The sequence below is a fragment of the Pseudomonas sp. Larv2_ips genome (assembly GCF_963879675.1).
In the GTDB taxonomy this organism is placed as follows: Bacteria; Pseudomonadota; Gammaproteobacteria; order Pseudomonadales; family Pseudomonadaceae; genus Aquipseudomonas.
In genome coordinates this window covers 41,519-59,677 of record NZ_CAWOAW010000039.1, presented here as the reverse complement: position 1 = coordinate 59,677, position 18,159 = coordinate 41,519, and the positions used below count along the sequence as shown (strand labels likewise).

Genomic DNA, 18,159 nt, shown 5'->3' with positions numbered 1-18,159 from the left:
CGCTGACCCGGCACGTTGGCCCGGCTTCCCGGCTGACGTGGCAGCACATGGCATTATGTAATCGTTTGTCATCCCGACAAAAATCGTCCCTGGTTGCACGAACCTTTAACGCAGAGTGCTCAATATAAACAGCATATGTTGAAAATGTTTATTTTTGTCTAGCGCTTACATCCTAGATTTTCAGTTTGCTGGCTGTCAACGATTCATTGACTGCACCGAGGTGCCCGCTTAGGTTGTGCGTAACGCTTACTTTTTGACATGAAGCCACCTATGCCCGCTGCAATCACCACGCCCCGCGACACGCCTCATGCGCCCATTACCCAGGAACCGGTGCTCGCCGATGTCGCCCGGATCGCCAATGTGTCGACCGCAACGGTTTCGCGCTATTTGAATGAGCCGCAACGCGTCAGTGAGAAAACCCGCGCCAAGGTACGCGCGGCCATCGACCAACTGGACTGGGTGCCCAACGCGGCGGCGCGTTCGTTGGTTTCCAGGCGTTCGTACACCATCGGCGTGATCGTGCCGACCCTGGAACACGAGAAATTTCACCAGCAGTTGCAGGCGTTCCAGAACCGTTTGGGTGCCCAGGGGCTGGCGGTGTTTGTCGCCTGCTCGGCGTATGACCCGGGCGAAGGTTATCGTCAGGCCAGAGGCATGCTGGCGCGCGGCGTCGATGCGCTGGCACTGCTTGGGGATGATTACCCCGATGCGTTATTTGATCAGCTGGATGCCAAAGGCACGCCCTATGTGGTCACCTTTGGCAAGCGCGCCGGTGCGCGGCACCCCTGCGCGGGGTTTGACCATGGGCAGGCCTACGCAATGATCACCCGGCGCCTGCTGGCGCTGGGGCATCAGCGTTTTGGCATCATTTTCCAGTCGGTCACCGACAACGGCCGCATCCAGGCCCGGCTGCAGGCCGTGCACGCCACCCTGGCCGAGCAAGGGCTTGCCCTGCGGCCTCAGCATCAGGCCATTCGCGCCCAGAGCCTGAACGAGGGGCGCGTCGCGTTTGCCCGCGCCAGCCTCCAACGCATCATGAGCCAACAACCGGCGCCCACCGCGATCATTTGCGGTAACGACATGCTTGCCATTGGCGCATTGCTGGAAGCCCAGGCGCTGGGCATCGCGGTGCCCGACCAATTGTCCATTTGCGGGTTCGACGACATCGAGATCGCGGCCCACAGTCGGCCTGCCTTGACCACCGTTCAGGTGCCCGACCGGCAGATCGGCGAACTGGCCGCGCAGTACCTGATTGATCGTCTCGCCGGGCTTGCCTGTGAGGCGCCGCCGATGCTGGAGGTGCAACTTATTGAGCGCGAGTCGACGGGCGCGGCGCCACGCCAGGATTTAACACACCCTTGAGGGTGAGAGGGGATTTGCTCCCCCTCACCTTTGCTGTGCGGGTTTGACAGCCTGGCGGCTCAGGCGCGAATCGAGTTCAGCATCCGTTGCAACATGGCATCGCAGCCTTGCAACTGCGCCACACTGACAAACTCATCCGGCTTGTGCCCCTGGTCCATGCTCCCGGGCCCACACACCACCGTGGGAATACCCACCGCATCAAACAACCCGCCCTCGGTGCCGAACGCCACGGTGCCGAAATCCCGCGAACCGCTGAACGCTGCGATCAGCTGCGCTGCCTGGCTGCGCTCATCGGTGACCAGCCCCGGATACGCCGACAACTCGGTAAACCGAATCGCACTCTGCGCGCTCACCGCCTGCATACGCGGCAGCACCTGCCGTTCGGCGTAGGCCCGCAGCGCTGACGCCACGTCGCCTGGGTCCTGCGACGGCAAGGCGCGAATCTCAAAATCAAACCGACAGTCTGCCGGTACGATATTCAGCGCCTTGCCACCCGAGATCATTCCGGTCTGCACCGTGCTGAACGGCGGATCAAAGCGCGGGTCCTGTTGCTCGCGCAGTCGCTGGCCGATCCGCCCCAGCTCACCGATCAACTCGGCGGCATGCTCAATCGCATTCACGCCAGACGGCGCATACGCCGAATGGCAGGCCTCGCCATGTACATCGCAGCGCATCGCCAATTTGCCCTTGTGGCCGAGCACCGGTTTGAGTTCGGTCGGCTCGCCGATGATGCACAGCATCGGCTTCACCGGCCTCTGCTCCAGCACCGCCAGCAAGGAGCGCACGCCCAGGCAGCCGACTTCCTCGTCGTAAGACAGGGCGATATGCACCGGCAGGCGCAAGTCGGCTTCCACCAACGCCGGCACCAGCGCCAGCACACAGGCGATGTACCCCTTCATATCCGCCGTGCCGCGACCAAACAGCTTGCCGTCGCGCTCGGTCAACTCAAACGTCGGCACGGTCCACGGCTGGCCATCCACCGGCACGACATCGGTGTGCCCCGACAGCACAATGCCCGGCAGCTGCGTCGGGCCGACACTGGCAAACAGGTTGGCCTTGCTGCGCTGCGCGTTGTAGACCAGCTCGCTGGTGACCCCGAATTCGGCCAGGTAGTCGCGCACGAACGCGATCAACTGCAAGTTGGATTCGCGGCTGGTGGTGTCGAAGCCCACCAGCGTCTGCAGCAATTGGCGGCTGGTGCTCATCGCTCGTCCCCGGCCACGCCGTAGCCGGGCGAGCGGTCGGGGGCGAGCGCGCGGTCGATGTAGTCCTGCACTTGGGGGCGGTAGGCGTCCCACAGTTTTTGCAGTTCGCCGATCGGCTGTTCATCGGCCCAGTCCACCCGCAAGTTGATGATCGGCCACGTCAGTTCGCCCACCACCACCAAGGCGGCAGAGTGCACCGGGCCGGCTTCGCCACCGGCGGCGATGGCCGCGTGCATGGCGGCCAGCAGGCGGTCGGCGAGTTGGCCTTCGCCTTGCTCGAAGGCCGTGACCATCGCCTCGATCACCGCGCGGTCAGCGAGCATATTGCCCGCCGCCACGCATTGTTCGCCCGACACCGCGTGGTGCGTACCGAGGGTTTCGCTGCCGCTGAAATGCACGCTGCGGCCCAGGTGATCAATCGCCGTCAGTTGCCGGTACTGGCTGTAGCCGTTGCGGGTCAGGGCCTTGTCGACGGCCTCGGCCGGTGCGAGGCCGTGTTCGAGCAGGTCGAGCACGTCCGGGCCCAGGGCCGGCAGCGTGATGTTCTGGGTCGAGACCGCGCCCACACCGGGCCGCAGCCACGGGCAGCGCGCACCCACGGCGATACTCGATGAGCTGATGGCGATGCCCAGCTGGCCGGTGTCCGCGCAGCGCGCGACGATTGAAAAGGTCATGTGTGGCTCCTTATTCGGGGATGACGGCGATCACGTCAATTTCCATCAACCACTGCGGCTGGCCCAGGGCCGACACCACCAACCCGGTGGAAATCGGGAACACGCCTTTGAGCCACTTGCCGACTTCCTGGTACACCGGCTCGCGGTAGCGCGGGTCGATCAGGTAGGTGGTGGTCTTGACGATGTGGCTCAGGTCGGAACCGGCTTCTTCAAGCAGTTGCTTGACGTTGCGCATGGCTTGCTCGGCTTGCGCGCGCGGGTCGCCGAGGCCAACCAGGTTGCCGTCAAAATCAGTGCCCACCTGGCCGCGCACATACACCGTATTGCCGGCGCGCACGGCCTGGCACAGGTCGTTGTCCAGGCTCTGGTTGGGGTAGGTTTCCTTGGTGTTGAACATGCGGATACGCGTGTGAGTAGGCATCAAAAAACTCCAGAAAAAAGTGATCAGGCGCTGACAGGTGAGGGTTGAACAATCGGTGCGGGTTCACGGTACTCAAGGTATTGGCGCTGGATGGCAATGTGGTCGGCCACGTACTTGGCGTCATGCCAAACGCCCCAGATAAAGGACGAGCCACGGCGCGATTGCCAAGGCAAACCGAGGAAGTAAATCCCCGATTCGGGGGCCACGCCGCGCTGGTGCTGCGGCTTGCCGGCGGCGTCAAAGGCATCGACCTTCAGCCAGCTGTAATCCACGGCAAAGCCGGTGGCCCAGATGATCGAGGTGATACCGGCCTCTGCCAGGTCCAGTTCCAGGATCGGGTGTTTGATGCATTCGGCGTCGGGGAACACGCGGCGTGCTTCGGGTTCCATCGGCAGGTCGAGGCCATTGCGCTCGATGTAGGCATCTGCCGCGTCCAGCAGGGCCAGGTAGTTCTCATCGCCTCGTTTCAGGTTGTCCACCAAATTCGCCTGGAAGGTGGCGGTGCTGCCGTTGAAGGATTGGGTGAGGCCGACGAGGGTCATGCCTTGCTGGGCCAGCTCGCGAAAATCGATGGTCTTGCCGCCGTGGGCGCCGCTCACTGCAATGGTCACGTGCTCGCGGCCAGGCTTCATCGCGGCTTGATCCCATTCGCCCAACACGCCCAGCCACCAGCAGAAATCGCGGTTGCGGTAGGCACGCGGCGGGCGGTCGTGGGCGCCGACCGACAGGTACACCTGGCGGCCGCAGCGCTGCAGTTCATCGGCGATCTGCACGCCGGACGAGCCGGCACCCACGACCAGCACGGCGCCGGCGGGCAGTTGCGCAGGGTTGCGATAGTCGGCGGAATGGATCTGGTGCAGCGCGGTGTCTTTGGGCGCAATTGCTGGAATCACCGGTTTCTGGAACGGCCCGGTGGCCGCGACGACGCGGTTGGCTTCGATGACGCCTTCGCTGGTGTGCACGGTAAAGCCCGGGCGGCCGACATTGCGTACCACAGAGGTCACCTCCACGCCGGTGCGGATCGGCGCGTTGAATTTGCGCGCATAGGCTTCAAAGTAATCAGCCACGCGCTCTTTAGGCGCGAAACCATCGGCGGCGACGTCATCGAATTCAAGGCCTGGAAAACGGTCATGCCAGGCCGGCCCGTTGGCCACCAACGAATCCCACCGCCCGGTGCGCCAGCGCTCGGCGATGCGGCTGCGCTCCAGCACCAGGTGCGGCACACCGTGCTTGCTCAGGTGTTCGCTCATGGCCACGCCAGCCTGACCGGCTCCCACAACCAGGGTGTCTGTTTTTGTTATTGCTTGCGTCATGTGTCTGTCCTTGCGTAATGCAGTTGGATTCAGCTTGGGCATGGCGTCAAGGCTAGGGTGAGGGCGATTTTTAATAAAATATTATTAAGCTGGGAACAGAGCATAAATATCGGATGCAGAGCGGCTGACACGATCGCGCTGAATGGCGCAGAGCGAACGTGGCAGCGAGCTTGCCCGCGCATGGGGGATTTCAGTCAATATAGCTTTCACTGAGCCATCGCCTTCGCGAGCAAGCCCGCTCCCACATTGGACAAACGCCATGCCTACGATCCGTGTAATGACCCCCGCCGACTACGACGCCGTCCTCGCCCTGATGCAAAACACCCCGGGCATTTCCCTGCGCGACGCCGATTCCCGCGAGGCCACCGAGCGCTACCTGGCGCGCAACCCCGAGATGAGTTTTGTCGCCCACGCCGCCGGCCGGGTGATCGCCTGCGTGATGTGCGGCCATGATGGCCGGCGTGGCTATCTGCAACACCTGCTGGTGCTGCCGGACTATCGCCGCCAAGGCATCGCCCAGGCACTGATCGAGCGCTGCCTCGGTGCGCTGGAGCAACTGGGCATCGACAAATGCCACCTCGATGTATTCAAGACCAACACCCATGCCGCCGCGTATTGGCAAGGGCAGGGCTGGACGCTGCGAACGGACATCGACCGTTATTCCTTCACGCGCCCCGGCAACGAAAACGCCTAGCGCTCGGCGCAGTACTTGACGGCCGCCGCCGCGCGCGAGGGCACCTTCAAGCTGCGCAGCAGCGACGACACGTGAATGCGCACGGTGAATGGCGAGATCGCCAGGGCTTTGGCGATTTCCTTGTTGGTCTTGCCTTGGGCGATCAGGCGCAGCACCTCTTGCTGGCGCGCGGTGAGGGTGGGGGTGCTCAGGGGCAGCAGGCCGGAGGGCGCGAACTTGACCAGCACTTCGCCGTCGCGAATCGCCAGGAGCGCCTGGCCGATTTCGTCCGGGGTGATGTTCTTGCCGATAAACCCGTCGGCACCCAGCGCCATAACCTGCTCGATCAGCGCCGCGTCATCCACCATCGACACCACGATCAAGGTGCTGCGCCGCAAGTGCTGGCGCAGCTCGGCCAGCTGGCTCATGCAGGTCAGGCCGGGAAAGCGCAGGTCGAGGATCAGTGTGTCGATATCGCTGCCGTCGCGGGTCAATGCGTGCACCGCGTCCAGGTCGCCGGCCTCTTGCACCACGGCCTCGGGCAGCAGGCGCTGCACGGTGCGCAGCATGCCTTCGCGAAACATCGGGTGGTCGTCGGCTATGATGATCCGGCCGGTCATGGTGTGCTCCTTCCTGGGGCATGCGAGTGCTGTGCCATGCTACTTTAGCACCGCGCCACAGGGACGCTTCTGGCGCGTTCCGGACAGATCGATTGCCGCACAAGGACGTCATCCATGAGTCATGAGACCCACTCCGAACTCGATCAGGCCAACCTGCGCATCGTGGTGGCCGCCATCGCGATTATCTACATCGGCGCGCTGGGGTTCTTTCCCGGTCAGTCGGTGGACACCTACGTGCCGGTGATCCTGTACATCGTCGCGTTCCTGCTGGCCTCCATCGCGCTGCGCCAGGTCATCGCGCGCTGGCCCGGGCATTACCCGACGCGGCGGGTGCTGGGCATGATCCACGACTACACCGGCACCTCGTTCGGGCTGGTGGTGGGCGGTGAAGCGGCATTGCCGCTGTATGCCGTGATGGTGTGGGTCAACCTGGGCAACGGCATGCGCTACGGCTCGCGCTACCTGGCGATTGCCACGGGACTGGCGTTGCTCGCGCTGCTGATCGTGTACCGGCTGACGCCCCTGTGGCAGGCGCAACCGTTCATGGTGCTGATGCTGCTGATCACCAGCACGGTGATCCCGGTGTACGCGCATATTTTGCTCGAGCGCACGCGCAAGGCGTCCGACGAAGCCATCGCGGCCAACCTGGAAAAATCGCGGTTCCTGGCCCAGGCCAGTCACGACCTGCGCCAGCCGATCCACTCCATCGGGCTGTTTACGGCGTGTTTGCGTGAGGCAAAGCTTGGGCATGACGAACAGCGGTTGGTGGACAATATCGACCGCTCGCTGCTCAACGTGTCGCAGCTGTTCCGTTCGATTCTCGACCTCTACACCCTCGACAACGGCAGGCTGTTGCCCAAATACCAAGTGATTCACCTGGGCGAATTCCTCGCCGACCTGGTGCACCAGCACGCCGAGGCGGCGCACTGGGCCGGGGTGCAACTGCGCTTGCGGCCGTGTGCGTATTGGGTGCAGGTCGACCCCGCGATGTTGGCGGCGATGGTGCAAAACCTGCTCTCCAATTGCTTCAAATATGGCGCGCAGCGCCCGGTACTGATCGGCGCGCGCCTTCGCAACGGCGGCGTGTCGGTTCAGGTGCATGACCAGGGGCGGGGCATTGCCGAGGAGCATCAGGCGAAGGTCTTCGAAGAGTTCTATCGGGTACGCCAACTGCGTGACAAGGACGTCGAAGGCGTGGGCCTGGGGCTGTCCATCGTCAAGCGGCTGGGGCAGTTGATGGGCGTGCACGTGAGCCTGCGTTCTCGGCTGGGCCATGGCACCTCCGTGAGCCTGTACGGCCTGGCACTGGCGACGGCGCCGCGCCAACCGGCGGCGCGAGACGACCCGCGCCAGGCCGGCTTGCTCACGGGGCTGAAAGTTTGCCTGGTGGAAGATGACCACAACGTGCTGTTGGCCACCCAGGCCTTGCTGGAGCGCTGGGGCTGCGAGGTGCAGGCCGAATCCAGTGGGCAGGGCCTGGTCAGCGACTGCGACATCATCGTCGCCGACTATGACCTGGGCAACCACGCCACCGGCATCGAGTGCATCGATGCCCTGCGCCAGCAACGCGGCTGGGCGGTGCCGGCGCTGATCCTGACCGGGCACGACGTGGAAAAGATCCAGGCTGCCCTGCATGACCGCAAGATCGCGATTTTGTCCAAACCGGTGCGGCCTGCAGAGCTACGCGGCACGCTGCGTGACCTCAGCCAGCCAGCCGTCACTGCATGAACGGTGCGGCCTGACCGCCTTTGGCGCCTTTGGGCATGCACCAGGCGCTGGGTTTCATCAGGCCAAAGCTGGCCACGGTGAACAAGCCGCCGCTGGCACCGCTGGGCACGGTGCAGTTGTAATCCCCAGACGCGGTGCTGGCGAAGTAGTAGGTGGTCATGGAGTCATTGCGCACGTTGGAGATACGCTTGACCGGCTCACCGAGGTTGGTTTCCGACAGCGTCTTGAGATGGTCTTCATTGGGCTTGACGTTGCTGCAACCGGCAACACCGATAATCAGGGCGCCAAGCAGGGTGAGACGGGTAACGCAGGCGTGCAGGTTCATGAGGGTTCTTCCTTGGGATTGTCAGGGTTTTTCCAGCGTGCAAGGCATCCTCGCGCAACAGGCGTGCGGTGCCGGGGGGAGCGTTGGAAGTGCCGTGGAATATAGCGCCGCCGGGCAAAGGGGTCGATTAGCACAAGTGTGCTAATGGCACGATGAGGTCATGGACGGAGAGAAGCATGCTGCAGATTAAACGCGCCACCCAAGCGGACGCCCGAGCGGCGTTCGACATTCGCCTGTTGGCCATCCGCAGCCAATGCATCGGCGCCTACAGCCGCGAACAGATGCTGCTGTGGACCCGCGGCCGCGCCGAAGACGGCTACAGCGCGCTGATGGACAAGCCGTTTTACCTGGGCTGGGTGAATGGCGAGCCCGTGGTCACCGGGATGCTCGACCCGGATAACCACGAAGTGGGCGCGCTGTTTGTGCTCCCTGAATTTGCCGGACGCGGGTATGGCAAGGCAATGCTTGATCACTTGGAAAACCTCGCACGGGCACTGGCCATTGAGCACGTCGTGCTGGATTCGACGCTGAACGCGGCGAGCTTCTACAGAGCGTGCGGTTATGCGGGCGACAAACAAGCGGTGTATCACTCGCCGTCGGGGCTGACACTGGCGTGTATACCGATGACCAAGCGGCTGGTTGCCGAGGACGCGAACTAGCTCCGGCTAACACCGATGATCGCTGTGGGAGCTGTCGAGCCCCGGCGAGGCTGCGAAAGCGGTGGTTCAGGCAACAATTATTTCAGCAGTGCCGCCGCCTTCGCAGCCTCGCTAAAGCTCGACAGCTCCCACAGGGGATCGGGGGCGGGCTTGAAGAGGCGTGCGCCGCTGATCAACCGAAAGCTCGGAAACGTCTGGGCATGGACGCGGTCCGTGTGGGAGCTGTCGAGCCGCGGCGAGGCTGCGAAAGCGGTGGTTCAGGCAACAATTATTTCGGCAGTGCCGCCGCCTTCGCAGCCTCGCTAAAGCTCGACAGCTCCCACAGGGGATCGGGGGTGGGCTTGAAGGGCCGTGCGCAGTCGCTCGATCACCTGTTTAACCGAGTCCCCCTGAACCGCCGGCGGCGTTGGGCTTTCGCCGAACTCGCGCCACACAAACAGCGTCAACTCGGCCCCGTCGGTCAGCGTTTGCGCTGGCTCCTGGGTGCCAAAACGTTGCAGCACGCGGTATCGCGGGTCCTGCCAAAACGCCTGCTCGACCCAGTCGTACACCGGGATGAAGTGAAAGTGCAGCGGGAAGCCGGGCATGTGCCCGTAGCGGCTGATGTACAGCCATTTGGGCTGCAGCTGCGCCTCGATCACCCGTTGGGTTTTAGCCAGCAAGCCCCCCAGCTCAGCCAGCGCGGCTTCCGGCATGTCGGCGAGCGAGTCGATTGGTGTCTTGGCACCCAGCATCAGGTAGCCCGGCAGCTTTGACGCCAGGTGATGATTGAGCCGCCAGTGCTCGGTTTGGTGAAGGATGAAAGCGGGGTCGATCGGCATAAGCACGCGTCCATGAGAGCCGGGCGGGCAGGATAACAAGCGCGAGCTCCTGTATCCCACAAAAGCCGGCGATCTGTGTCTACCGCTGCGCGTGGCGGGCGGATAGGGTCGAGCCACGTTAAATAATGACCGAGCCCACCATGCAACTGACCGCCGTCCCGTTTGCCACCACCGACTGGTCCACCCTCGAACCTGAACTGCACCCAGGCGTCACCGGCAATGCCCTGTGGCGCACGTGCCACTTCGGCACCACCCGTGTGCGCATGGTCGAATACACGCCCGGTTACCTGGCCGATCACTGGTGCTGGCGCGGGCATGTGTTGCTGTGTCTGGAAGGGCAATTGCACACGCAATTGGAAGACGGCCGCCAGTTCACCCTCACGGCCGGGATGAGTTACCAGGTGGGCAATGACATGGAAGGGCATCGCTCATCCACCCTCACCGGCGCGAAGCTGTTTATCGTGGATTGAGCCTCACCCTTTGCGATACACCCCAGCAGACGCCCGCGCCAGGTCAATAAAGTTCTGCAGCGGCGCCGACGGGTTGAACGCGCGCCGCACCAGGGTAATCGGCGCCAGCAGCTTGGGCCTGGCGTCGCTGATCCGGCAATACACCACACTTTCGCGGTGCACATCACGCATCGACGCCGGCACCACCGAGATGCCTTCGCCAGCCGCTACCAGGCTGACGTTGGTCAGCATGCGTTCCACCTCAAAGGCGATCTTCGGTTCGAACCCGGCGTTCTGGCAGGCGGTGATCAGGTTGGCGTACATGCCCGGCGCGCCGGGGCGGCGGACCAGGATGAAGCGTTCGTCCTTGAGCGCGATGAGCGGCAGGGTGCTGCCAGGTTCTTTGAGCAAGGGATGCCCGGTGGGCAGGGCGAGCAGCATTTCTTCGTTGAGCAGACGGTGGAATGTCAGGCTTTGATGGGTGCTGACCGGCGCGCGCAGGATGCCGATGTCGATGCGTTTTTCGATGGCGTCCTCGGTCACTTCCCGGGCGCTGCCTTCGTTGATCGACAGTTCCACGCCGGGGTAGCGCTCGCGGTAGGCGCGGATGATGCGCGGGATCAGCGGGTGAGCGGCAGCCGAGCTGGTAAAACCGATCACCAGCGTGCCTTCGATGCCCTGGGCAGCACGGGAGGCCTTGAGCGCGCCGTGCTCGACGCGGGCGAGGATCACGCGGGCTTCGTCGAGAAACACCAGGCCGCCGGCGGTGAGGTCGACGCCCTTGGGATGGCGCTTGAACAGGTCGAAACCCAGTTCCTGTTCGAGGGCGCGAATCTGTTGGCTGAGGGGCGGTTGCTGCATATTCAGGCGCGCGGCGGCACGGGTGAAATGTCGCTCTTCGGCCACCATGATGAAATAGCGCAGATGACGAAGTTCCATGGTGGTGTATCCCGTGACAAGACTTTATTATCTGCGGCCAGAAGCGGCCAGGCGGTCAATATGCCGAACGCGGCGGTTAACGACAATAACAATAAATAAAAACAGGCAAGAGCGCTGATGTCGATCCGATACGCCAGCAACACAAGCCTGTCTATTTTGATTGCCATCGCACTCGGCATAACGGTGGGTTGGGCGTATCCAGAGCGGGCAGTTGACATGAAACTGCTCAGTGACGGCTTTATAAAGTTAGTCGGTTTATTGATGCCGTTTCTGCTGTTTGTATTGGTGACCACCGGGGTTGCGGGTATCCAGCGCGCGCCCGGTCAGCGGCATGTGGTGCGTCGGATCATTGTGTATTTCCAATTGATGTCCTGCGCTGCGCTGCTGGTCGGCATGGCCACCGGCTGGGCGTTCAACCTCGGGTATAGCGCCTTGCCCGCGCCGCCGGCACCTGCACTGGGGATGACTGAGCTGTCCCTGCTGTGCGCGTGGTCAACGCTTTATCACGTGTTTACCCAAAGCCTGGTGCTGCAAGTGATGCTGGCGGCGATCATCTGCGGGCTGCTGCTGGGGCGTGGTGGCGCCTTCGCCAATCGCTGCCTGAGCGGTTTGGAAACCGCGGTGCAAGGGTTGTTTTATCTGTTGCGGATTATCTTGCAATGGGCGCCGTTGGCGGCCTTTGGCGCCATGGCGTTTGTGGTGGGCAAGTATGGCGTTAGTTCGGTAGTGCCCTTGATAAAGTTTGTGCTGGTTATTTATATAACCTGTGCCTTGTTTGTGATGATTGTGTTCGCGGCTATCACGCGGTGGGTGGGTATCAAGTTGCCCAGCCTTATTGTTTATTTAAAAGAAGAATTGTTACTGGTGGCCTTCACCGGTTCTTCCGTGGCAGCACTTGCTGGTTGCGTGAGCAAACTTGAAGCGGCAGGCTGTGACCGTCAATTAGTGCGGCTTGTTTTGACCACCGGCTACACCTTCAACCTGGCCGGCACCAACCTGTACCTGACCATGGCCATCATGTTTCTGGCGCACAGGGGCGGGGTGGAAATGGCAGTGCCGCAATTGGTCGCGGTGTTGCTGGTGTGCCTGATCACCTCGTTAAGTTCGACCAGCGTGGCAGGTTCGGCGCTGTTCACCTTGATCGCGACCTTGAACATCCTGCAATGGGTGCCGCTGGAAGCGGTGGGATTATTGCTGGGAGTGGAGCGGCTGATGAAATGCCGCTCGCTGACCAATGTGCTGGGCAACTGTGTGGCATGCCTGGCGATATGCCGACGGCAGAAGTCGATAGATCCTGAGATGTTGCGCCGGCAAATGGCGATTTCAGACTGAACCCGGCGCAAAAAGGTGGAAGCGAGCAAGCCCGCTCTCACCTTTGGAATGCGCTTCAACCGTTGGTGTTGGCCAGTTTGTCGAACGCCGTGTCGAGGTTTTCTTCGGCGCCTTTGAGCTTTTCACGTCGCTCCTTGAGCCACTGCTGATCCCCCTCCAACGTCTTGCGCGCCTCCACCAGCATGCGCTTGACCTCCTGCGGTTGCGGGCCGCCGGTGCCTTTGCGCGTCTGCACCATGGTGGTCGGCGACAGCGCGGCTCGCAAGCCCGCTTCATCCAGCGGCAAGGTGTTCGGTGTCCACTTGTACGTGTCCGCCGCCTGCCTATACAGCTTCTGCGCATCGGCGTACGCGAAGGTCTTCGGCGTGGTGCCGTTGCTGCGCGCTTGGGTGACGATCAACGAGGCAAAGCTGTGACCGATGCGGAACGGCACCTTGTATTGGCGCTCCAGGGTGTCGGCCAGCTCCATCGAGGTGGTCCATTCCGATTCGAGTTCTTCCAGCGCGCGCTGCGGGTTAATCTGCAGGGCGTCGAGTACCGCGTCAATGGCCTCGAACATTTCGGTGGTCGAGCGGAACACGCCGAGCGAGTCGAAGGCAAACTTGTAATCGGTCATGCCCGTGGTGACGTTGTGCGCGCGCAGCGTCACGGCCTGGGCCAGGCCGACCACGTCCGAGGCGCTTTCACGTGCACGCATCAGCAAGCCCGGGTTGCGTTTTTGCGGCATGGCGCTGCTGGTGTAAGTGGCTTCTTCATCGAGCAACAACCACGGGCGGATCTGGTGGTACTGGGTGTGAATGTCGCCAATCATCGCGCCCACGCGAATTGCCGACGATGACGCCAGGTTGGCCGCCTCGATGGGGATGTCGTAGGTCGACACCTGGCTCGAATCCAGCGAGTTCTCGCGCACCCCATCAAAGCCCAGCAGTTCAGCCAGGCGCTCGCGGTTCAGCGGGTAAGCCGAGTTTGCCAGCACCGCAGTGCCCATCGGGCTCTGGTTCAAGCGGGCGTACAGCTCGCGGATGCGCTGGCCATCGCGGTCGAAGGCGGCTTCAAACGCCAGCAGGTAATGCGCGTAACTGATGGGCATGGCCTGCACGCCGTTGGTGTAGGCGGGCACCAGGGTGTCGACGTTCTTGTCGGCAATGTCGAGCAGGCGCAGGCGGGTGGCGTTCAGTGCCTCGCTGTAGGCCAGCACCTGGCTGCGCAGGGCGGCCAGGCGGTAGGTGGCGAGCATGTCCTGGCGGCTGCGGCCGGAGTGAATCAATGAGGCTTCAGGGCCGATCTTGTCGGTCATGATTTTTTCCAACTGCAGCACATCGCTGGGGCGCTTGCCGCCGGGCTGGTCGGCCTGGGCAATGGCGTAACGCACGCCACCGGCGATCTTCTGGCCCATGGCAGGCGCCACGATGCCTTCTTCGGTGAGCATTACGATCGAGGCTTTGTTGATGCGGTTCAGCCAGGCGAATTGAGTCTGGGTCGGGTCGCCCTTGGCGTTGTGCCCGGTTTGCGCGCTGTCGGGCGTGGCACCGACTTTGGCCGCCTGGGCCGCGCATTGTTCGGTGGTGGCGCAGGGCAGTTCGCCGGTGTTGGCCGCCTGGGCGCCGACGCTGTGGAACAGGGCGAAGGCCACAGCCAGGTGAAGCAGACTTTTGAGGGCGCGGGGAGATGTGTTCACAGAGGTACCCGATTATTGTTGGAATTATGAGCCGTCGAACGCGGTGAGGCGCGCGCGTCAACATCAGGCTATCGGGTCTGTTTGTAGATTGAAAATATATAGAAAGTGTTGAGGGCAGAGCTTTTGGATATGGCGTTGGCGTGGGCTGGGAAGGGCTTGTTGTGTTGGGCTAGCTTATCGTGGCGAGCGGCCTTGGGGTGGCGAGCGGGCCTGTTGTGGCGAGCGGGCTTGCCCCGCGTTGGGGCGCGAAGCGGCCCTGAAACCAGGCGCCGCGTTATTGCTGATGGATTGCGGTGGATTGACTGGGGCCGCTGCGCAGCCCAACGCGGGGCCAGCCCGCTCGCCACGCTAAGCCCGCTATCCACCACAAGCTGCTCGACACGCCAAGCCGGCTCGTTGCAACAAGCGCGGTTCGCCACGAGGTGGCTTAGTGCATCGTGCTGTGGTCCATACCGTCCAGCCCACGGGCTGGCGCTTTGACTTCAATCGACTGTTTCTCGCCTTTGGCGTTCTCCACCGTCAGCGTCAGCGGCACTTGGTCGCCTTCCTTGATTTGCCCGGTCAGGCCCATCAGCATCACGTGGTAACCATTGGGGTCGAGCTTGACCGCCTTGCCCGCAGGCAGGGCGACCGAGTCCACCGGGCCCATGCGCATCACGTCGTCCTTCATGCTCATCTCATGGATCTGCACGTCCTTGGCCACCGGCGACGCCACGCTGAGCAGTTTGCTGTCGCTGTCGGCGGTGACGGTCATGAACGCGCCGCTGGACGGCTGGCCCGGCACAGAGGCGCGAACCCACGCGTCGGTCACCAGCACCTGGGCACTGGCGTGCGCCGCAAGGCCCAGCAGGGACAGGCCGATCAGGGTGCGCTTGAGGTGTTGAACAGCAGTCATTAGCAGACCTCCATGACGGTGAGCAGGTCTTCTGCGCACTCTTTAGCGGTAAGGGATGCCGACAGGCCCAGGCGCAGGTTGCCGCGGGTGTCGAAGACGAAACTGGTGGCCGTGTGCGACAGGGTGTAGGTGTCGCCGGCGGGGATCTTTTCATAAAAGATCCCGAACTCCTTGGCGGCCACGGCGATTTCTTCCGGGGTGCCGTAGAGCGCTTCAAAGCTTGGGTCGAAGGCCTTGACGTACTTGTCGAGAATCGCCGGGGTGTCGCGCTCGGGGTCGAGGGTGATGAACACCACTTGCATGATCTCGCCGTCGCGGCCCATCAGCTTCTTGGCCTGGGCGGCGCGGGCCAGAGTGGTCGGGCACACGGCCGGGCACTGGGTAAAGCCGAAGAACACCACCGGCATCAAGCCACGGAACGAGCTCAAGGTGACGGTTTCACCGTCGGTGTTCTTGAGCTTGAAGGTGCGGCCCATGATCTTGTCACTGAGGTCCTTGCCGTACTTGAAGTTCAGCTTGGGGCTGTAATCACAGCCGCCCAGCAGGCTGCCCAGGCCCAACAGGCCCATACCGGTCAGCACTTTGCGGCGGGTGAATAACGTACTCATCAACTGTGCATCCTGTGAAACGCCTGGATGACTCTGCAACGGCATAGCAGGCTTTGAAAAGGAGTAATGATGCGGGCGCACAGTCTATCAACCTAGGCCAGCCCACGTAATCTGCGACGTTCTGCCACAGGGCGCGCCGTGCTTCATCCCTTTGGCGCTTCAGTGGTAGAGTCGCCGCCATGAAATTGAGCCACCCCGACCGTTCGCTGATCGCCTGGGCCCTGTACTTCTGCGTGCTGATGAACCTGTTCGTCTGCGGTTTGGGCCATGGGCAGATGCTTGGCGAGCAGCTCAACGGCATTGGCGGTGCGTTCTGCTCGGTGGACGGCAGCCAGGCGCCACTTTCCGACAAAGGGTTGGGTAACCCGTCTTCTGGCAACATCTCGAACTACTTTGCCTGCCCGGTATGCGCTGCCGTCACCGTGGCCATCGTGTTCCTCATCGGGCTGGCCTGGCTGTTGGGGCTCGGCCACGCCCCACGTCCTGCCCATGAGCGGCGCAACAAAGCGCCGCCGCGTTATTCCTGGCCCTCGGCCAACCCTCGCGCTTCCCCCGCATTCTGACGTGTGCCTTGGGTCTCCTGTGTTCAGGAGGCGTTCTATCGTCACGACTGTGAGTGTATTTGATGATCTCTGTATTGCCTGCAGGCGCCAGTCGCCTGGTCAGCAAGGCATCTCGGCGTATGCGCGCCGAACCGACGCTGCCTGATTACCCGAGCAATTCGCGCTGTTTCGTGCACCTGGATGCGCGTTTATTGCCGTATTGGCACACCTTGTTCGACATCTGTCCGGCCTTGCTCAAGCTGGATCCTCCGGAAGGGTTGAACCTGTTTCGCAGTTTCATGACCTGGGCCTATCACAACCAGCCACCACTGGATTGGACGTACCACCTCAACGTCTGCCGCTGGCTGCTCGCCTCGGGGTATCGATCACAGATTGATGAGGAGCCCATCGAGGCTTTCATGGCGGCCGCGGCGGCGCGCTGGATCACTACCGATCAAAGCCAGGCGCAGGGCGTGGTTCTGGGGTGGCGAGGGGCGAGGATTTTCGATTGGAAGGGCAGCGCGTTGGCAGGCGTCGAACATCAGCAATTGCCAGCGCCGCTGGATGACTTTGGCTGGTGCCCGTTGAACCATCAGGGTGATTTCAGCGGTTGGTTGCCGGTGCCCTGAGTCCCTGGGAGGTCGCGGCGGGTCCAAGGCCACGCCGTGGCCTTGGGAGCAAGGTAGGTGGCGAGGCGTTTCACCTGGCCCTTGTGAGTGGCTAGTTGCTGCTGCTGCTGCTGCTGCTGCGCGGCGTCTTTTTCTGGGTTTTTTTCGCGTCGGATTGCTTGTGTGAAGTCCCGCTCGTCGAGGCCTTCTCTTTGGGTGGCGTTTCAGTTTTTTTGTCGCTGTCGGAAGGGCTGCTCGGATAGGTGCCTGGCGGCAGAGCAGAACCTGCTGCGCTGTTACCGCTCAGTGAATTCGCGGCGGGGGCGACGGCATCGCCAAAGGCGGCGAAAGCAGGGCTTGCCAGCAGCGCTGAGACGCCGACGACGAGCAACATCCTGTGGGAAATACTGGTCTTCATGACTCAATCCCCTTGCGTGGGCCGAAGCCCGGGAAACCCGGGCCCCGGTGGTGCTTCAATCAAGACTTCTTGGCGCCGCCGCCGGAGCTGTGGGCTCCGCCTTTCTTGCCGGCTTCAGAAGCTTTTTCACGGTCGTTGGCAAAATTGCCGCCGGAGCCTTGACCGCCACTTTTCTTGGCTGTGTCTGGCTTGGCTTTACCGCCTGCCCCTGTCGTGGTTTTTCCGCTGGTAGCCATTTCAAAATCCCTCTTCAATGAATGAATCAACGGTGTCGCCTAATTGGGAATGCGTAATCCAAATCAAAGTTTGAAATAGTTCGTGGCCATGCGACGAACGGGCATCAGGCCGCGATCGGCTTGACGCCCTGGGCTTTCTTGTGCGCAGCTTTCATCGCTTCCATTTCTGCGCCAAGGGCTTCGAGCACGGTCTTGCCCAACAGCTTCTTGGCCTGCGGGAACATCTCGGATTCTTCTTCTTCGATGTGGTGCTCCAACAGTTCCTTGACCACTTTGACGCGCCCGGAAAACTCAGTGGTGGACGGCTCGGTCTGTTTTAGGTCGGGCAGCACCAGGGCATCGACGGTGCGATGCTCTTCCTTGGCTTCGTGGTACATGATGTCCTGCTCTTTACCGCCAGCCTTGCGGAAGGCCGGGTAAAGGATCTCTTCCTCGAGTCGGGTGTGCAGGCTGATTTCCATCTCGAGTTTGGCCAGCAATTCAGTGCGTTTCTTGACGCCACGCTCGGTGGACTCGCTCAGTTGGGTCAGCAGCGCTTTGACGCGTTCGTGGTCAGCCTTGAGAAGGTCGATTGCATTCATGGTGGAACCTCACGGATAGCATTCGGGCATGTCGAAGTGCACGCCTCGTGCCATGGAGGTTGCATCAGTTGT

The 18,159-nt window shown here is 62.3% G+C and carries 22 protein-coding genes and 1 pseudogene; 8 read left to right on the top strand and 15 right to left on the bottom strand.

Going from position 1 to position 18,159, the window contains the following annotated elements; genetic code table 11:
* The first annotated feature begins 270 nt into the window (after nucleotides 1-270).
* Nucleotides 271-1,362, top strand: coding sequence for a LacI family DNA-binding transcriptional regulator (locus tag AACV02_RS29760; protein WP_119735397.1), 1,092 nt, complete (start codon nucleotides 271-273; stop codon nucleotides 1,360-1,362).
* Between the two features lie 59 nt (nucleotides 1,363-1,421).
* Here AACV02_RS29760 and argE read toward each other — a convergent pair whose 3' ends face one another.
* The 4 genes from argE to AACV02_RS29740 are packed head-to-tail and all read right to left on the bottom strand — an operon-like array spanning nucleotide 1,422 to nucleotide 5,017.
* On the bottom strand, nucleotides 1,422-2,567 hold the full coding sequence (gene argE / locus AACV02_RS29755; RefSeq protein ID WP_119735396.1) for an acetylornithine deacetylase: 1,146 nt from the start codon (nucleotides 2,565-2,567) through the stop codon (nucleotides 1,422-1,424).
* Nucleotides 2,564-3,241: a DUF1028 domain-containing protein gene (locus tag AACV02_RS29750; RefSeq protein WP_106580167.1), complete on the bottom strand. Its 678-nt coding sequence runs from the start codon at nucleotides 3,239-3,241 to the stop codon at nucleotides 2,564-2,566. Before AACV02_RS29750 ends, argE begins: the two co-directional genes overlap by 4 nt.
* A 10-nt stretch (nucleotides 3,242-3,251) precedes the next feature.
* Complete coding sequence (locus AACV02_RS29745) at nucleotides 3,252-3,662, bottom strand: RidA family protein (RefSeq protein ID WP_010171793.1); 411 nt, start codon at nucleotides 3,660-3,662, stop codon at nucleotides 3,252-3,254.
* A 23-nt stretch (nucleotides 3,663-3,685) separates the two neighbouring features.
* On the bottom strand, nucleotides 3,686-5,017 hold the full coding sequence (locus AACV02_RS29740; RefSeq protein WP_372239705.1) for a flavin-containing monooxygenase: 1,332 nt from the start codon (nucleotides 5,015-5,017) through the stop codon (nucleotides 3,686-3,688).
* 217 nt (nucleotides 5,018-5,234) lie between these two features.
* Here AACV02_RS29740 and AACV02_RS29735 point away from each other — a divergent pair, with 217 nt between their 5' ends.
* A complete protein-coding gene (locus AACV02_RS29735) occupies nucleotides 5,235-5,669 on the top strand; it encodes a GNAT family N-acetyltransferase (protein WP_119735394.1) in 435 nt (144 codons plus the stop codon).
* Here AACV02_RS29735 and AACV02_RS29730 read toward each other — a convergent pair.
* Nucleotides 5,666-6,268: a LuxR C-terminal-related transcriptional regulator gene (locus tag AACV02_RS29730; protein ID WP_119735393.1), complete on the bottom strand. Its 603-nt coding sequence runs from the start codon at nucleotides 6,266-6,268 to the stop codon at nucleotides 5,666-5,668. The two genes, AACV02_RS29735 and AACV02_RS29730, sit on opposite strands and share 4 nt — an antisense overlap.
* A 114-nt stretch (nucleotides 6,269-6,382) precedes the next feature.
* Here AACV02_RS29730 and AACV02_RS29725 point away from each other — a divergent pair, with 114 nt between their 5' ends.
* Complete coding sequence (locus AACV02_RS29725; RefSeq protein WP_119735392.1) at nucleotides 6,383-7,996, top strand: ATP-binding response regulator; 1,614 nt, start codon at nucleotides 6,383-6,385, stop codon at nucleotides 7,994-7,996.
* Here the strand turns inward: AACV02_RS29725 and AACV02_RS29720 are convergent.
* Nucleotides 7,986-8,321: a hypothetical protein gene (locus AACV02_RS29720; protein WP_119735391.1), complete on the bottom strand. Its 336-nt coding sequence runs from the start codon at nucleotides 8,319-8,321 to the stop codon at nucleotides 7,986-7,988. The genes AACV02_RS29725 and AACV02_RS29720 overlap by 11 nt on opposite strands.
* Nucleotides 8,322-8,497: 176 nt before the next feature.
* Between AACV02_RS29720 and AACV02_RS29715 the strand changes: the two genes are divergently transcribed.
* Nucleotides 8,498-8,980 carry a GNAT family N-acetyltransferase gene (locus AACV02_RS29715; RefSeq protein WP_119735390.1) on the top strand — a complete coding sequence of 161 codons (483 nt, stop codon included), beginning with the start codon at nucleotides 8,498-8,500 and terminating at the stop codon, nucleotides 8,978-8,980.
* A gap of 302 nt (nucleotides 8,981-9,282) precedes the next feature.
* On the opposite strand, the gene AACV02_RS29710 is transcribed toward AACV02_RS29715, so the two are convergent.
* Nucleotides 9,283-9,801: an HIT family protein gene (locus AACV02_RS29710; protein WP_119735389.1), complete on the bottom strand. Its 519-nt coding sequence runs from the start codon at nucleotides 9,799-9,801 to the stop codon at nucleotides 9,283-9,285.
* Nucleotides 9,802-9,941: 140 nt separating this feature from the next.
* On the opposite strand from AACV02_RS29710, the gene AACV02_RS29705 reads away from it, so the two are divergent.
* A complete protein-coding gene (locus tag AACV02_RS29705; RefSeq protein WP_119735388.1) occupies nucleotides 9,942-10,271 on the top strand; it encodes a DHCW motif cupin fold protein in 330 nt (109 codons plus the stop codon).
* A 3-nt stretch (nucleotides 10,272-10,274) separates the two neighbouring features.
* Here the strand turns inward: AACV02_RS29705 and AACV02_RS29700 are convergent, their stop codons facing one another.
* Nucleotides 10,275-11,189, bottom strand: coding sequence for a LysR family transcriptional regulator (locus AACV02_RS29700; RefSeq protein ID WP_106580158.1), 915 nt, complete (start codon nucleotides 11,187-11,189; stop codon nucleotides 10,275-10,277).
* Nucleotides 11,114-11,407: a hypothetical protein gene (locus tag AACV02_RS29695; RefSeq protein WP_177413652.1), complete on the bottom strand. Its 294-nt coding sequence runs from the start codon at nucleotides 11,405-11,407 to the stop codon at nucleotides 11,114-11,116. The genes AACV02_RS29700 and AACV02_RS29695 overlap by 76 nt, the downstream gene beginning before the upstream one ends.
* On the opposite strand from AACV02_RS29695, the gene AACV02_RS29690 reads away from it, so the two are divergent.
* Nucleotides 11,307-12,521, top strand: a complete 1,215-nt coding sequence (locus AACV02_RS29690; RefSeq protein WP_119735387.1) for a cation:dicarboxylate symporter family transporter — start codon at nucleotides 11,307-11,309, stop codon at nucleotides 12,519-12,521. The two genes, AACV02_RS29695 and AACV02_RS29690, sit on opposite strands and share 101 nt — an antisense overlap.
* A gap of 55 nt (nucleotides 12,522-12,576) precedes the next feature.
* On the opposite strand, the gene AACV02_RS29685 is transcribed toward AACV02_RS29690, so the two are convergent.
* The 3 genes from AACV02_RS29685 to AACV02_RS29675 form a co-directional block, all read right to left on the bottom strand.
* On the bottom strand, nucleotides 12,577-14,199 hold the full coding sequence (locus tag AACV02_RS29685) for an argininosuccinate lyase (RefSeq protein ID WP_119735386.1): 1,623 nt from the start codon (nucleotides 14,197-14,199) through the stop codon (nucleotides 12,577-12,579).
* A gap of 427 nt (nucleotides 14,200-14,626) precedes the next feature.
* A complete protein-coding gene (locus tag AACV02_RS29680) occupies nucleotides 14,627-15,094 on the bottom strand; it encodes a copper chaperone PCu(A)C (protein WP_106580154.1) in 468 nt (155 codons plus the stop codon).
* Nucleotides 15,094-15,702 (bottom strand): SCO family protein, encoded by a 609-nt coding sequence (locus AACV02_RS29675; protein ID WP_119735385.1) that lies wholly within the window; start codon nucleotides 15,700-15,702, stop codon nucleotides 15,094-15,096. Before AACV02_RS29675 ends, AACV02_RS29680 begins: the two co-directional genes overlap by 1 nt.
* A 179-nt stretch (nucleotides 15,703-15,881) precedes the next feature.
* Between AACV02_RS29675 and AACV02_RS29670 the strand changes: the two genes are divergently transcribed.
* The gene (locus AACV02_RS29670; RefSeq protein WP_119735384.1) at nucleotides 15,882-16,265 is read left to right on the top strand and encodes a DUF2946 domain-containing protein; all 384 of its coding nucleotides are present in this window, start codon (nucleotides 15,882-15,884) and stop codon (nucleotides 16,263-16,265) included.
* A gap of 62 nt (nucleotides 16,266-16,327) precedes the next feature.
* On the top strand, nucleotides 16,328-16,873 hold the full coding sequence (locus AACV02_RS29665) for a putative natural product biosynthesis protein (protein WP_119735383.1): 546 nt from the start codon (nucleotides 16,328-16,330) through the stop codon (nucleotides 16,871-16,873).
* Nucleotides 16,874-16,964: 91 nt separating this feature from the next.
* On the opposite strand, the gene AACV02_RS29660 is transcribed toward AACV02_RS29665, so the two are convergent.
* The 3 genes and pseudogenes from AACV02_RS29660 to AACV02_RS29650 all read right to left on the bottom strand — a co-directional run bounded on the left by AACV02_RS29660 (nucleotide 16,965) and on the right by AACV02_RS29650 (nucleotide 18,087).
* Nucleotides 16,965-17,270, bottom strand: coding sequence for a hypothetical protein (locus AACV02_RS29660; RefSeq protein WP_119735382.1), 306 nt, complete (start codon nucleotides 17,268-17,270; stop codon nucleotides 16,965-16,967).
* A 59-nt stretch (nucleotides 17,271-17,329) separates the two neighbouring features.
* Nucleotides 17,330-17,440: pseudogene (locus AACV02_RS31065) on the bottom strand (KGG domain-containing protein); the annotation flags it as partial.
* A 170-nt stretch (nucleotides 17,441-17,610) separates the two neighbouring features.
* Entirely contained in the window at nucleotides 17,611-18,087 is a 477-nt protein-coding gene (locus AACV02_RS29650; RefSeq protein ID WP_119735381.1) for a hemerythrin domain-containing protein, read from the bottom strand.
* Between the last annotated feature and the right edge of the window lie 72 nt (nucleotides 18,088-18,159).